Here is a 14310-nt window from a genome sequence, read left to right as displayed (position 1 = left end):
GAAGGAATCCCCATGTTTGAACACGTCCTTACCCGGCAGGCGCTGGCGCTGCTGCTGTGCCTGTCCCTGCCTGCCAGCGCCCTGGCGCTGGAGAATCCGCGTTCTTCGCGGTTTGATCATCGCGTGCGCTATGTGAACTACAACCCTGCTGATGTGATCCAGCTCGATGCAGTCATCGGCGTCGCCACACACATCATGCTGGAACCCGGCGAAAGCTATCTCTATCACGTCTTCGGCGACAGTAAGGCTTATGCCTTTACCCGCAAGAACAACCATCTGTTCTTCAAACCGACCGCAGAGGATGCCGACACCAACCTCATCGTCATCACCGACCGGCGCGATTACACCTTCAGGCTTTCCTACAGTGACAACCGCGGCGCGCCCGCCCTTTACAAGCTGGTGATCCGATACCCGGAAGTGCAGGCCCGGCAACGCGCGCAAGCGGCGCAAAAGGCAGCCGTTGAACGCGCCTTGCAAACCGCAGACAACCCTGTGAACTGGATGGCCTATACGCGTAGCGGCGATGCGGCCATCGCGCCGGTACACGCCTGGGACGATGGCCGTCAGACCTGGCTGCAATTCGCTCCCGAAGCCGACATCCCCACGGTGTACCGCGTCACCCCGGACGGCCAGGAAGTCATTACCAACCACCACATGGCGGATGAGCGCACCATGGTCCTGCATCGTACCGCCGCGCGTTGGCATCTGCGCCTGGGCAATCAGGTACTAGCAATCCACAACGACGCCTACGGTGCGACACCCGTACCAGCCCATACCGGCACCACCTCACCGGCAGTGCGTCGCAGCATCAAGGGCGAGACTGCACAGCAAAGCCGAGCCGCCGCGCCTTCGCCCACCCTGCGCATCCGCGAAGTCACGCAATGAAGGAACTCCCATGACGGAAAACGAACACAGCCCGGCCCCGGCAGCCGCGCAGCGGGATACGCCCGCTGCCACCCCCGGCCTGGAGCGCGACACTCTGAATCTGGACGTCACCGGGCGCAGCGCCCCACGCGGCGCTCGGGCTTTTCTCTGGCTCACCATACTGGTCGCCACCGCTGTAGCCGTCGGTGTGCTCCTGAAAACCTGGGGCCGGGAACCCGGCGCAAAGGCCGATAACGGCCTTGAAGCCGATCATAGCGGCATTACCAACCGCCTCTCGGCTCCCAAGGTAGAACGGCCAGCACCCCCAACTCCCTTGCCGCCACCGGCCCCCGAGCCAGTGGCCATCCCCCGCTACGCTGTCCCGCCGCCTGCGCCCGCCGCACCGCCGCCTGTGGATGAAGTGGCCCAGCGTCGGCTTGCCAGCCCGCTGCAAGCAGGCGGCGCGGAAGGCGGAAGCACGGCAAACAACCAGCCGGTCGGCCCCAATGGCCCCTACAGCGATGCAGGGCCGCTCGCCGACAAGCTGCGGCCGCTGGAACTTGCCCCCTCCGTCGCCGGGCAGCTGGGCGACCGCAATTTCCTGTTGACGCAAGGCACCATGATCGACTGCACCTTGCAGACGAAACTGGTCAGCACCCAGCCCGGCCTGCTGACTTGCCTGGCGACACACGACGTGATGAGCGCCAACGGCAAGGTCAAGCTGATCGACGCAGGCACCAAGTTCACCGGCTATCAGTCGGGCGGCATCCAGCAGGGCCAGGCCCGCGCTTTCGTGACGTGGAACCGGCTGGAGACGCCCACCGGCATCATCGTGGACTTGGCTTCCCCCGGCACCGGCCCGCTGGGGGAAGCCGGGCTGGACGGCCATATCGACAACCATTTCTGGGAGCGATTCGGCAACGCCATTCTGCTGTCGCTGGTCGGCGACTTCGGCAACTGGGCTTCCAACCAGGGGCAATCGGGCAGCAACAACATCCGCTTCGACAACACCGCCGAAGGCGGCCAGGAAGCGGTCGCCAAGATTCTGGAAAAGTCTCTGGACATTCCCCCCACGCTTTACAAAAACCAGGGCGAGCGCATCGGCATCATGGTCGCCCGCGATCTGGACTTCAGCCACGTCTATGAGCTCGAACCCATCCACTGACCCCATCCCTTTTGACCGCTCGATTGCGGTACGCACCTTTCTGCGGCCTTTATCCCGGCATCTGGCCGACCCCAACGTGACGGAAATCGCCATCGTGCGCGCCGGGGAGCTGTATACCCGCGTGCGCGGCGCCTGGGTGCTGCATGACTGCCCGGCGCTGACCTACCCGCATCTGGAAGCCCTGGCCACCGCCCTGGCGGCCTACAACCACATGGCCCGCAGCCCCATACAGTCGGTCATCCTGCCCGACGGCGAGCGCGGCCAGATCGTGCAGCCCCCGGCCTGCATCGACGGCACCCTGGCCATCAATATCCGCAAGCATGCACAAGTCGCGCTGTCTCTGGAAGAACTGCTCGTGCAAGGCGCGTTTGCAGCCACCCAGGACGCCAGTGCAGGCTTTTCGGCGGATGGCCTGTCGCACACCGATCAGGCGCTGATGGCGCTCAAGACCGCTGGCGACCTCCCCGGCTTTCTGCATGAGGCGGTTCTGGCGCGCAAGAATCTAGTGATCTCTGGTGCGACAGGCTCAGGCAAAACCACGTTTGCCCGCTCACTCATCGACCTCGTGCCGGTCGATGAACGGCTGGTGACGATTGAGGATGTTCATGAACTGATCCTGCCCCGGCACAGAAACCGGGTACACCTCATGTATGGCGGCGCGCGCGGTCGCGTATCCGCCACCGAAAGCCTGGTCGCCTGCATGCGTTTGTCGCCAGACAGAATTTTCCTGGCCGAACTGCGCGGCCCCGAAACCTGGGATTATCTGGCCGCGCTCAATACCGGCCATCCGGGATCGGTCACCACCACCCACGCCAATGGCGCAGCCGACACCTTCGACCGCCTGGCCATGCTGATCAAGCAATCGCCTACGGGCGGCAATCTCGACCTGCCGACCATCCAGGCCTTTCTGCGCCAGACGGTAGACCTCGTGCTGCACTTCGAGCGCTTCCGCCTGAAAGAACTCTGGTTTGAGCCACGGCGACAGACCCGCGTCTGACACCTATTCCCCTTTGTTGCGGCCCGGCTCATCTTGCCCGGTCGCCCCACCCCCTGAAACCCGTGTGAGGCACTGCGCACGTTCCGGGCGGGCCTTGCATGGGCTCTTCTGGAGCTTGCCCCATGAGCACATCCACCCGTGCGCCTTTTCACCAAGACAACAACCTGCTGCGCCTGTCGGCCGCCATGCAGCGCGCCCAGCAAAAAGCAGCCCAGGCCATCGCCGACGCCGCTGAAAAGCAGGCCACGACGCCCGCCCCATTCATCCTGCCGGGCATCAACGAAACCGCCCGAGCCATCCCCAACTACATCGCCCGCAGCGCCATCTTCGCGCCGGTGCGCCGGGGCTGGCGCCCCTTGCATGACGACACCGTGTTTCTGGAAGGCGCGCATATCCTGCTCAAAGGTTCCGGCAAGCAATTGAGTGAAGACCATGCCGACATCTGGATGCACGCCATGTATCTGCAAACCACCGCCTTGCTGGGCGAAGCGCCCGTCATCAACCGGGCGGACTTCCTGCGCGGCATGGGCAGGCCCACCGGCGGCAGCGCCTACGAATGGCTGCACGAGGGCATGAAAGACCTGGCCCGCTTTACCCTGTGCATCGAAGCGCGCCGCAAGGATGGCTCGGTGAAGTACAGCTATGGCAAGCATCCCTCGACCCGCGTACTCGCCATGCTGGGCGGTTTCGATTACCACGAAGCCAGCGGCAGCTACACCCTGTACGCCGACCCGCGCTGGGCGCAAATCTTTGGCAACCGGGAATATGCCCTGGTGGACTGGGCCAAGCGCCTGCAAATGCGCCACGACCTGTCCAAAAGCCTGCAACGCCTGATCGGCACGTCTGCCGACATCCAGCAGAAATACAGCCTGGAAATCCTCAAGCAGCGGGCGCAATACACCGGACGCATGCGCGATTTTCGGGCGACGCTGGAGCGCAGTTTGGCCGAACTGGAAGCCCTGAAAGTCATCGCTGAACCCCGGATTGAGGCTGCAATCCGGGGCCATGAACAGGCGGTCTGGACGCGGCTGGATCGGTAGCTTTCCATCGTCATAGCATCGCGCTTTCACACCAGAAACAGCCTGTGGATAAGTCACTTTTCCCGTCGTCATAGCATCGCGCCGGGCGCGTCATAAGGTCGCGGTCTTTCGTCATAGCATCGCGCTTTATCGTCACAACATCGCGCCTCATTTCTGGACACCCGCATGAACAGGGGCTTTCCAGCCATGCCAGCGCCTTCTACCTTATTTCTACCTTTCTTCTACCTATCCGGCCTGTGAATAAGTCGGACGGCCCACGCCTGTAACTCAGGCCGTCTTGCATCGCCACGCTGGGCAGCCGCACGGCGGCTGCTTCGGTCGGCCACGACAACAACCGCCCTTCCGGGCAACCACCTTCTCTTACCCCCGTCACTGCCTTTCAAGCTGCAAAGCAAAGGAGTTCCCATGAACACGACCCCCGACACCCGCATGCTTGGCATCACTCAACAAGCCGCCCTCTGCGGCATAGGCGCCATGAGTCTGGGCGAAGCACTGACCGCCGCCCTGGTGCTCAATCGCAGCGACTGGCTGCGCGACTGCGGCTACAGCATCGCCGATGCCCTGGATCGCATCGGCCCGGAATGGGCGGCGCGCCTGTCTGCCGTCTCCAGGCAGTTTCATGACGAAGTTACACAGGCCCAGCTGCGGTTTTCCTTTGAGATCGTGCCCCATCAAACCCATACCGGCGGTTTCACCCTGCGCCTGCTTGAAGCGGGCGAAGAGGTTGGCGGCGGGCAATTCATCGCCCAGGGCGATTCCGGGCCATTCACCGATGAGCAATCCGCCTACGGCGAAGCCCTGGCCACCGGCCGCTCCTGGCTGGTGGGCAAGCAGTCCACCGTCTTTCCCGAGCTGTCGCGCTAAGCGCGCGCACCACCACCGATTCTGGAAACCTATGAATGACTCTCCCTCCATCGCACGCTACCGGGCCGCGCTCGCGGCCCTGGATCCCCGTATCAGCATCGCGGCACAGCTACGCGCACTGTTCCCCCTGATCGAAGCCGAACTGACCGCGGGCGTTCCTCATGCCGCCGTGTTGGATGATCTGGCCGCAGCGGGCCTGAGCGTCCAGCGCAGCACCTACGCCATCACCCTGTACCGCTGGCGCAAAGCCAGGCGGGCATCCCCCAGCAGCCCAGCCCCGGCGGCGAAACCCTCTCGCAGCCCCGCGACCCCACTCGCGCCAGAGCTGGACGCCATCCAGGGCCGACCGCGCAACATCCGGACGCCCGGCGACCTGCGCAAAATCCGCGACATGCGGGTAGACCTCGAAGCCTTGCGCCGCGAAGGACTGGCCAACCGCGCCGCATCCCCTGAATCCACCCCATCGAAAAGGAATGAACCATGAAAGTCGCCGTCCTGAACTACACCGGCTCCGTAGGCAAAACCGTCGTCGCCTCCCATCTTCTGGCACCCCGCATGAACGGAGCGCAAATCTTTGCGGTGGAGTCCACCAATGAAACCGGGGCCGACCTGGGCCTGAACGTCGATCAGTTGCGCGGCGAACACTTTGGCCGCCTGTTCCGCGAACTGCTGACCCGCGACGATGCGATTGTCGATGTCGGGGCCAGCAACATCGAGGATTTTCTGACGCACATGATGCGCTACGAAGGCGCGCACGAGGAAATGAGCTACTTCGTGCTGCCGGTCATCAATACGGGCAAGGCCCAGCGCGAAACTATCAAAACCGTCGCCGCCCTGGCCGAACTGGGCGTTGACCCTGAGCGGGTGCGGATTCTCTTCAACCGGGTCGATAGCAGCGTACAGGATGAGTTTCCCTCGATCCTGGCCTATGCGGCCAAGACCGGCGAAGTGCAAGCCAACCCGCACGCTGCCATCTACGAAAATGAAGTCTTTGAACTACTGGCCGACCAACGCACCACGATCGCTGACGTGCTGGCCGATCAGACCGATTACCGCGGCCTACTCCGGGCTGCCGACCCCGAAGACCATGCCCGCATTTCACTGTTGAGCAACCGCCACGCCCTGCGCGCCCTGGCCAAGCCTGTGGACAGGCAAATGAACGCGGCATTTGCCGCCCTGTTTTCCTGAGTACGGCCATCATGGAATCACACTCGAATCCTCGTGGTGCGCGTACCAAACTGGACTTGCTGTATCACGAGGTACTGGGGGAAGTGGCCGGCCTCGTGGACAGACTGGAAGCCGCCACCCAAAGCCTCGATGCAATGCAAAAAAACATGCAGACCATGGGCGAGGCGCAGCAAGTCTTGCCCCAGCAACTCAGCCGCCATCTGACCGCCACAATGGAAGCGTCGGCGAAACCCATCAGCCAGCAGGCTCAACATGCCATTCGGGCCATGCTTGGAGACACCGGCACCCGACTGGACCAATTGGCCCGGGATGCCGCGCAGTACGCCTGCATCGCCCACCGATCTGCACGACGCATGGCGCTCATCGCCCTGATGGTGGGCGGCGCAGCAGGCATACTCGGAGGCTTGCTGGCAGGCTTGGCCCTGGGCCAGATTCTGATCTCTTGAGAACCCGCACCATGTCCACCCTGATCTCTCCCATCACCCGGCGGCGCATTGCCGCCTTTTCATTGGCACTCTTCCCTATTGCGGCCTGGATGGCGGTCGCCACCTGGGGCAGCCACATGCATTGGCGTGACTGGAACGCCCGAACCATCCGGCATTTCGTGATGCTGACACCGCAGTACCCATTGCTCTACGGCGCGCTGGGTATCGGCTTAGCCCTGGCCCTGATGCTCATCCTGTTTATTGGGCGCACAGCAAGTACGGAAGGGTTCGAGGGTGCGGGCTATAAACGCTTCGTGCGGGGCACCCGCACCACCACTGCAAAAGGCCTGGCCCGCCAGTGCGAAGAGCGCGGCAAACTGCAGATCGACGTCGGCGGCATCCCTATGCCGACCGCAAATGAGAACCTGCATCTGCTCATCAGTGGCGCCACCGGTTCCGGTAAATCGGTGCTGTTGCGAAACATGGCCGCTTCCGTACTCAAGCGTTCAAAGCACGGCTTGATACTCGGTTTGCCAGGCCGAACGCCGGACCGCAATGATCGCATGATTGTGATCGACCCCAACGGCGATCTGCTCAGCAAGTTCTGGCAACCCAACGATGTGATCCTCAACCCCTACGATGCCCGCAGCCAGGGCTGGTCATTCTTCAATGAAGTTCGCGCCGACTACGACTGGAAGCGTCTGGCGCATTCCTTGGTTCCCATGAGCCAGGACAAGAACGCCGAAGAATGGAACGACTTCGGACGGCTGTTGCTGCGCGAGACCGCCAAGAAACTCCATCAGATGCAAGGCGACGAAGCGAGCATCATGGACTTGTTTCGCCTCTGCACCATCGAGGATCCCAAAGTCTTAAAACAGTTCCTGGAAGGCACCTTGGCCGAATCCCTGTTTGTCGGCTCGAGCGAAGCCAGCAAAGCACTGTCTTCCGCGCGCTTCGTGCTGTCGAATAAGCTGTCGGAGCACACCGGCATGAAGCCGGGAAAATTTTCCATTCGGGATTGGCTAACCACGGCAGACGGCGGCAACCTGTATATCAACTGGCGCGAAGACATGATGAGTTCCATGAAACCGCTGGTGTCATCCTGGGCCGACGTGTTCATCACTTCGATTCTGTCCATGTCTGAAAGCGCTCACCGCCGCTGGTGGCTTTTCATTGATGAACTAGCCAGCCTGGAAGCTCTGCCCTCACTGGAAGCCGGTCTGACCAAAGGGCGGAAAAACGGCCTGCGCATCGTAGCCGGGTTGCAGAGCACATCCCAGCTGGAACACATCTACGGACGCACCATGGCCACTACCATCCGTGCGAGCTTCCGAAATCTCGCGGTACTGGGCGGATCACGCACCGATCCGCAGACAGCGAAGGATATGAGCGAAAGCCTAGGTAAGCATGAAGTTGAGCGACCCAAGTTCAGCATCAGCCGCAGCGCGGATCATCGGAATACGTCCGACAACGTAGATCGGACGGTCGAGGATGTCGTGACGGCAGCGCAGATACAGTCGCTGCCATCGCTGGACGGGTACATTGCTCTGGCTGGGGGTTTTCCAATCACGAGAGTAAATATGCGCCTGCGAGATTTTACGAGCGCTGCAGCGGCATTCGATGAGCTCTCGACGTAGCTCTCCGACCTTCGCGGCCAACCCGCACTTGGTCAATCGTAATCACAGCGTCGTGCACATCTCATCGTTTCGGACCAAGGAACTCTCTTAACCGTTGGTCTATCGCCGAAATATCCTTGATCTCGCACTCCCACAGCACGAGTACCGACCAACCCAGCCGCTTCAGTTCGGCGACATTGCGCGCATCTCGTTGTCGGTTTGCAGCGATCTTCGGTATCCAATACTCTTGATTCGACTTTGGCTTTGATGCACGTCGGCATGAGTGACCGTGCCAAAAGCAACCATGCACCATCACGATCTTTCGGTATTTGGGAAGGACAATGTCTGGCTTGCCCGGCAGGTCTTTACGATGCAGCCGAAACCTGTAACCCAGTGCGTGCAGCAGCGAACGCACAGTGACTTCGGGCTTCGTATCCCTGTGCCGAATGCGACTCATCAGCGCCGAACGCTGGGAAGGGGTGAACGTGTCCATAGACCACTATATCCTAGCTCGGCTCTCTTGTAAGTTACCGTCCCAAAAACGTACATGACATGTATATGTCACCTCCCTCCTGGTATTCGAGGAGCAGTACAGCTTAAGCTTGTGACTGCCACCCTCGTACCGCCGCAGGCGAACCATTTTTCCTGTATGATACGGGTTGATACGGGTTTCGCCCACCATATACAGATAGACAGCATTCAGAACTATGACTCTTAACGAAGCAGCCAAAGCTGTTGGCATTTCTGCGATAACCCTCAAGCGATGGCTTCTCAGTGGGAAAGTCGAGGATGTTGCTCGTAACCGCAATAATTGGCGCGTATTCTCGGATGCCGATATTGAGCGGATACGAAGATTCGCTCAACAACAGCCGAGCGAAGATAAGAGCAGCAGGGCTTCGGGGCCTCTCGGAAGCATCCGTTCAACCAATCCATCCCCGTATTCTGTCGCGTCTTTTTTCGCGGGAATAGGCGGATTTGATATCGGCTTTGAAGCGGCGGGATTTTCGATTTCGATGCACTGCGAAGTCGAACCCTTCTGCCAATCGATCTTAAAGAAGCATTGGCCGAACACTCCTCTACATCACGATATTACGAAAATTGAAAGCCATGAAATCCCCTCTTCAGACGTTTGGGTCGGCGGGTTCCCGTGTCAAGACCTCTCTCTTGCTCGAATGGGTAAACGCGCAGGACTTAGAGGCAGCAAGTCCGGATTGTTTTATGAGTTTGCTCGACTGGTTGGAGAAAGCAAGCCCAGAGTTATTCTTCTCGAAAACGTTGCAGGCCTACTCAGTTCCCACGGAGGAAAAGATTTTGGCATCGTGCTCTCGACGTTGGCTGAGCTCGGGTATTCTGTCGGATGGCGTACTCTTAACAGCAAATACTTCGGAGTACCCCAGTCAAGGCAAAGGGTCTACATTGTCGGGTGTCGTGGAGACGGGCGCGGTCCCGGAGAAATACTTTTTGAGTCCGAACGCGGCGAAGGGGATACTCCGTCGAGCAGACCGAATGGGAAGGAACTTGCGGCCTCATTTCAGGAAATCATTGGAGATCCTAGCGGAGAAGGTCCCGTAATCCAGGCCCTTGCTTACTGTCTGTATGCAACCTCTGCGCGCCACACGGGCACAGACTGGAGCAGAAATTATGTCTGCTATCCGAAAATTGGAGCAGTTCGCCGACTAATTCCTTCCGAATGCGAAGGCGTAATGGCCTTTCCCAAAGGATGGACGCTGCCGTCCCATACGGACCTCAGTGCTGATGACCTAGATTCGGCTCGCTACCATGCCTTGGGCAACGCTGTGACGCCTCCGGTTGCCGAGTGGCTTGCGCTGCGAATCCGACAGTATTTAGAATCCAGAGACGTTCCAGAAGAAGATCAACGATTCATTGCTTCGTTGTACGCCTTTAAAAATGAAGGGTTCGGCCAGTTGGCTCTGGAGCTCGGTAATAGCGAAGCAGAAATGTCGCCTTCAATATCGTAGAAAGGCGTTAAGTCGATTAGACCTTTAGAGTCGGCCTCTTTTGCCCTCTCTGATACTGATAATTCGTAACGTGAAGCCGCGTCGTTGAAGTCAAGCTTGATGATCCCATTATCAAAAGCCCAATGACAAAGCTTACTTAGACATAGGCCGTTGCTGACTTTATTCAGATCGTATTCAGCCCATGGAAGTATATGGGCTGCATCAACCCCCGCCGGCCCGGTCAAATCTGTTTTAGGCAGACGGAATCCTGTGAAAAGGCAAGTATTCCGATAGTTCATTTTCACCTCTCTGCTGAATCTTGCTCCGTCCGAGCCCCGCTCTGCTAGCAGTCTCCATGATTTGACGCGGTTGCGCGCCGCCTCCATCAAATCTTCAAGATTCTCTTCGCCGAGCCCCATCACTTCTTCGGTTTCGGTGGCGTGAACGCCCATCCACATAAATTCATCCAGATTTGGCAGTTCAAGAGCACGTGTGGCATAACGCAGCGGATCATCCTGCTCTACGTTCATTAGCCGTAGCTCTTCACAGGCTGTTAGTATTCCTCTCACATTGACGGAGTGAAAAGCCTCCCGATGCCGCCCAAGTGTTTCGGCCACTGCGCTTTGACCGTCCAATGCGCCTTCCCATGCTTGCATAACCATCTTGAAGCGCTCAATAACATCCAGTCGGACATAGTCCGATGATGAGTTCGACAAGATCATTTGAGTTGGACTAATCACAAGCTCATTTTCTGAAAGCTCGACTATGTCGAACAAGACAGAAAAAACAGAGAAATTATCCTTATATAGTTGGAGCTTTCCCGCAGGCGTAGCTCCGATTTCTCTCTTCGGTTTAGGCAGCAGCAACAGCGCCGACAGTATCAGATAGATATGTTTATCTTCATGGGCATCAGCCAGCCTTATGCGGGGCTTTCCCTGACTATGGCGAACGAAGTTATTTGTGTGAAGCCTAAAGCCGGGAATAATTTCTAGGGTGATTTGCCGGTTCAAGATGTCATGGACTTTTATGTTTTCATGGCTCCCCGCCACCTCGTATTCCCCTCTCCCGCCGCTTGTTCTTAACGCGATCCGCATTGCGTCCCCATATCTGGATGTCTGTATGAGTAAGAGTTTACGACAGAAGCCGGTGGTAATAGAGTGCCCGCTCTACCGGACGCCGACTGGCTGCGCCATGCCGCATACCTTGAAGCTGCCGCACAACTAAAGCCACCAACCACTCAAGAGCTCTGCTGGCGACTTTCTCACACCCTCTCATCTCCCGGAGTCCTCCCATGATCTCGCACAGCCAGATCTATCGCGCCCGCGCGTCTCTCGCCACTCATTACTACGCCGACCAGGCCGACGACTATTACAGCCGAGACGGCGGCGCCGCCACCTGGCAGGGGGACGGTGCTCGACGCCTGGGCGCTATCGGTGAAATCGAACCAGCCCGCTTCAAAGCCATGCTGCAGGGCGACTTTGGCCGCAGTGTCACGGCTGGCCGGTCGATCCGCAAGGTTGCCAAGGCACGGGCGGCGCTCGATCTCACCTTCGGCGCACCCAAGAGCATCACCCTGCAGGCCTTGATTGGTGGCGACGAGCGCCTGATTCACGCCAATGATAAAGCGGTCGCTGCTGCCCTCACCTATGTCGAGCAGCATCTGACCATGGGCCGCCGCAAGGAAAACGGCAAGTCAAGGGTGGAGCACACGGGCAACCTCATCATCGCGAAGTTCCGCCACGAGACCGCCCGCCCCACCGAAGGCGCTGTCCCCGACCCCCATCTGCACGTCCATGCCCTACTGATGAACCTGACCCAGCGGGCCGACGGCGATTGGGTGTCGCTGTCCAATGAAGAAATATTCAAGCTGCTTCGCGTCACCGATTCGATCTATCAAGCAGAGCTGGAACGCAATGTTCAGGTATTGGGGTACGCGGTTCGCCATGAAAAAAACCATATTGAACTGGCCCATATCAGCCGTGAGCAGATCGAGTTTTTCAGTAAGCGCAGTGCCGGTATCACGGCTGAACTGGCAGCTCGCGGGACCAGTCGTGAAGATGCGCCTCATGCCCTGCGTCAGGGCATCACCCTGGCCCGCCGGCAGGAGAAAACCCAGGCACTCGGGCGCACAGAACTACACCAACAATGGAGCGACGCCGCAGTAGCCATCGGAATGCAGTTTGACAGTGCCCGACACCAAGCGGATCAACAACCACCACAGGTACTGGAACAGCCATCTGACCTAGTAGCTCAAGCCTCGCTGGACTGGGCGATTCGGCATCTGGCCGAAAGGGAATCCGTCATGCCACTGGCTGATCTGCTGCAAAGCGCCATTCGCCACGCCGGTGGCCATACAAACATCACGGCCATCCAGACCGCCATCCAAGGCCGTGTGGCATCCGGCGCCCTTATACGGGGAGCACCTCACTACCGCAGCACCCAGGACAGGGGCGCCCTTCCCATGACACGCAAGGGCTGGGCCGTAGAGGTCATGCGCCTGCGCGGGTTGTCCGATGGCACTGCGCTGAAATTAGTTGATCAAGCCATCGCCGAAGGACGCTTGTTGATGGAATGCCCACACTATGCGACCCGCAAAGCCTTCGAGGCCGAATCCAGAGTACTCGACGCCGAACAAGCGGGCCGCAGTGCCTGGCAAGCCACGATCGCCAGCACCAGTACCGAAAGCGGCCTGTACCCACATCTGACGCCAGGCCAGCGCGAGGCTGTCATGCTGATTGCAACCGGCTCTGATCAAATCGCTGGTATCCAGGGTCTGGCTGGCACTGGCAAATCATTCGCTCTGCAAAACGCTCAGACCATCCTGCAAAAGCACGGACACACCATGACGGCCCTCGCGCCCTACGGGAACATGGTTCGCAACCTGCGGAAAGACAGCATACCTGCCAACACCATTGCATCGGTGCTCGCCGCTTCCGACAAACGTCCCTTCCTCGACACCCTGGGGCCAAAATCTGTTGTGGTCATTGACGAAGCCGGTGTAGTGCCCGTGCGACAGATGGACAGGCTGCTGGCCCTCATTCAACCGACAGACGCCAAAGTGGTCTTGCTGGGAGACACGGCCCAGACCAAGGCCATCGAAGCGGGCCGTGCGTTTGCCATGCTGCAGGAACACGGCATGAAAACCGTATTGATGGCCGACATTCAGCGGCAACGCTCAGAACGTCTACGCCAGGCGGTGCAGCTGGCAGCCGAGGGCCACGCCAGCCGATCCCTGTCGTTCCTGAATCAAATACGCACTATCCCAGATCAGTTCAGCATCGATGAGCATGGCCACAAAAGCCGGGACAGTTCCGCACGATATGATGCCATTGCTCAAACCTATACGCAGCTTTCGGCGGCGGAACGGTCGGGCACCATCGTAGTGACCGGCACCAATGCTTCACGCATCGACATCAATGAACGGATCCACGTTCTACTCGGCCTGGAAGGCAAAGGACAGCAATGCCAACTGTTGTCTCGTCATGACACTACGCGTGCAGAACGCAGCGTGGCCCGGTATTACACCGTGGGCGATATCGTCGTCCCTGAACGGGACTACCAGTGCGGGCTAAAGCGCGGCGAACTGTACCGCGTCACCGGCAGCACACACCACGACCGTATTACCGTCCAACCTATCCAGCCCGGCCCGTCACATATGCAGCCCATAGAAATCATCCCGAAGACCATGAGCAAACTATCGGTCTACCACGTGAACCAGGCAGAGTTGTCTGTGGGCGACCATGTCCGCATCACGCGCAACGATGCCAGCAACGATCTCGTCAACGGCCAACTGGCGAAAATCGTGGCCGTCGGTGCGGCAAGCGTCACTATCGAAACCGACGGCCGCCACGTTCAACTGCCAACAGATCGACCGCTAAACATGGACTATGCCTACACGACCACCGCGCACAGTGCTCAGGGCCTGACCTGCGACCGAGTGCTGTACAACGCCGAAAGCTTCAGCCGCACTACCGCCCAGGATACCTACTACGTCAGCATTTCACGCGAGCGGCACGAGGTCGTCGTATTCACGGATGATGCATCCAAACTGCCTGAACGCGTGGATCGGCTGACATACAAAGGGCTGGCGCATGACCTGCAGCCAATGGCGAGACCCGCTCTGGAGCATGGAAAGAACGAGCTTGGCACCGTCACCCTGAAAGCGGAGTCTGAGCTCGACATCGGATGATTTC

The 14310-nt window shown here is 59.4% G+C and carries 13 protein-coding genes; 11 read left to right on the top strand and 2 right to left on the bottom strand.

Annotation, left to right across the window (positions count from 1 at the left end; all coding sequences use genetic code 11):
- The first annotated feature begins 12 nt into the window (after positions 1-12).
- The 9 genes from LOL23_RS16220 to LOL23_RS16180 all read left to right on the top strand — a co-directional run bounded on the left by LOL23_RS16220 (position 13) and on the right by LOL23_RS16180 (position 8180).
- Positions 13-885, top strand: a complete 873-nt coding sequence (locus LOL23_RS16220; RefSeq protein ID WP_237173917.1) for a TrbG/VirB9 family P-type conjugative transfer protein — start codon at positions 13-15, stop codon at positions 883-885.
- 10 nt (positions 886-895) lie between these two features.
- Entirely contained in the window at positions 896-2029 is a 1134-nt protein-coding gene (virB10, locus tag LOL23_RS16215; protein WP_237173916.1) for a type IV secretion system protein VirB10, read from the top strand.
- A complete protein-coding gene (gene virB11, locus LOL23_RS16210) occupies positions 2007-3026 on the top strand; it encodes a P-type DNA transfer ATPase VirB11 (RefSeq protein ID WP_237173915.1) in 1020 nt (339 codons plus the stop codon). The genes virB10 and virB11 overlap by 23 nt, the downstream gene beginning before the upstream one ends.
- Before the next feature lie 122 nt (positions 3027-3148).
- Complete coding sequence (locus LOL23_RS16205; protein ID WP_237173914.1) at positions 3149-4066, top strand: TrfA; 918 nt, start codon at positions 3149-3151, stop codon at positions 4064-4066.
- Positions 4067-4471: 405 nt separating this feature from the next.
- Complete coding sequence (locus tag LOL23_RS16200; protein ID WP_237173913.1) at positions 4472-4930, top strand: hypothetical protein; 459 nt, start codon at positions 4472-4474, stop codon at positions 4928-4930.
- 31 nt (positions 4931-4961) lie between these two features.
- Positions 4962-5414 carry a hypothetical protein gene (locus LOL23_RS16195; protein ID WP_237173912.1) on the top strand — a complete coding sequence of 151 codons (453 nt, stop codon included), beginning with the start codon at positions 4962-4964 and terminating at the stop codon, positions 5412-5414.
- Positions 5411-6118 carry a StbB family protein gene (gene stbB, locus LOL23_RS16190; protein WP_237173911.1) on the top strand — a complete coding sequence of 236 codons (708 nt, stop codon included), beginning with the start codon at positions 5411-5413 and terminating at the stop codon, positions 6116-6118. Before LOL23_RS16195 ends, stbB begins: the two co-directional genes overlap by 4 nt.
- Before the next feature lie 11 nt (positions 6119-6129).
- A complete protein-coding gene (locus LOL23_RS16185) occupies positions 6130-6564 on the top strand; it encodes a hypothetical protein (RefSeq protein WP_237173910.1) in 435 nt (144 codons plus the stop codon).
- A gap of 11 nt (positions 6565-6575) precedes the next feature.
- Positions 6576-8180, top strand: a complete 1605-nt coding sequence (locus tag LOL23_RS16180; RefSeq protein ID WP_237173909.1) for a type IV secretion system DNA-binding domain-containing protein — start codon at positions 6576-6578, stop codon at positions 8178-8180.
- A gap of 61 nt (positions 8181-8241) precedes the next feature.
- Here the strand turns inward: LOL23_RS16180 and LOL23_RS16175 are convergent, their stop codons facing one another.
- On the bottom strand, positions 8242-8652 hold the full coding sequence (locus LOL23_RS16175) for a very short patch repair endonuclease (protein ID WP_237173908.1): 411 nt from the start codon (positions 8650-8652) through the stop codon (positions 8242-8244).
- A gap of 214 nt (positions 8653-8866) precedes the next feature.
- Here LOL23_RS16175 and dcm point away from each other — a divergent pair, with 214 nt between their 5' ends.
- On the top strand, positions 8867-10138 hold the full coding sequence (gene dcm, locus LOL23_RS16170) for a DNA (cytosine-5-)-methyltransferase (RefSeq protein ID WP_237173907.1): 1272 nt from the start codon (positions 8867-8869) through the stop codon (positions 10136-10138).
- Here dcm and LOL23_RS16165 read toward each other — a convergent pair.
- Entirely contained in the window at positions 10033-11211 is a 1179-nt protein-coding gene (locus tag LOL23_RS16165) for an HNH endonuclease (protein ID WP_237173906.1), read from the bottom strand. The genes dcm and LOL23_RS16165 overlap by 106 nt on opposite strands.
- 197 nt (positions 11212-11408) lie before the next feature.
- Between LOL23_RS16165 and mobF the strand changes: the two genes are divergently transcribed.
- On the top strand, positions 11409-14306 hold the full coding sequence (mobF, locus tag LOL23_RS16160) for a MobF family relaxase (RefSeq protein WP_237173905.1): 2898 nt from the start codon (positions 11409-11411) through the stop codon (positions 14304-14306).
- Positions 14307-14310: the final 4 nt, after the last annotated feature.

The sequence above is a fragment of the Paracandidimonas lactea genome, from assembly GCF_021653995.1.
Taxonomy (GTDB): Bacteria; Pseudomonadota; Gammaproteobacteria; order Burkholderiales; family Burkholderiaceae_B; genus Allopusillimonas; species Allopusillimonas lactea.
This window is presented reverse-complemented; position numbering and strand designations above follow the sequence as displayed.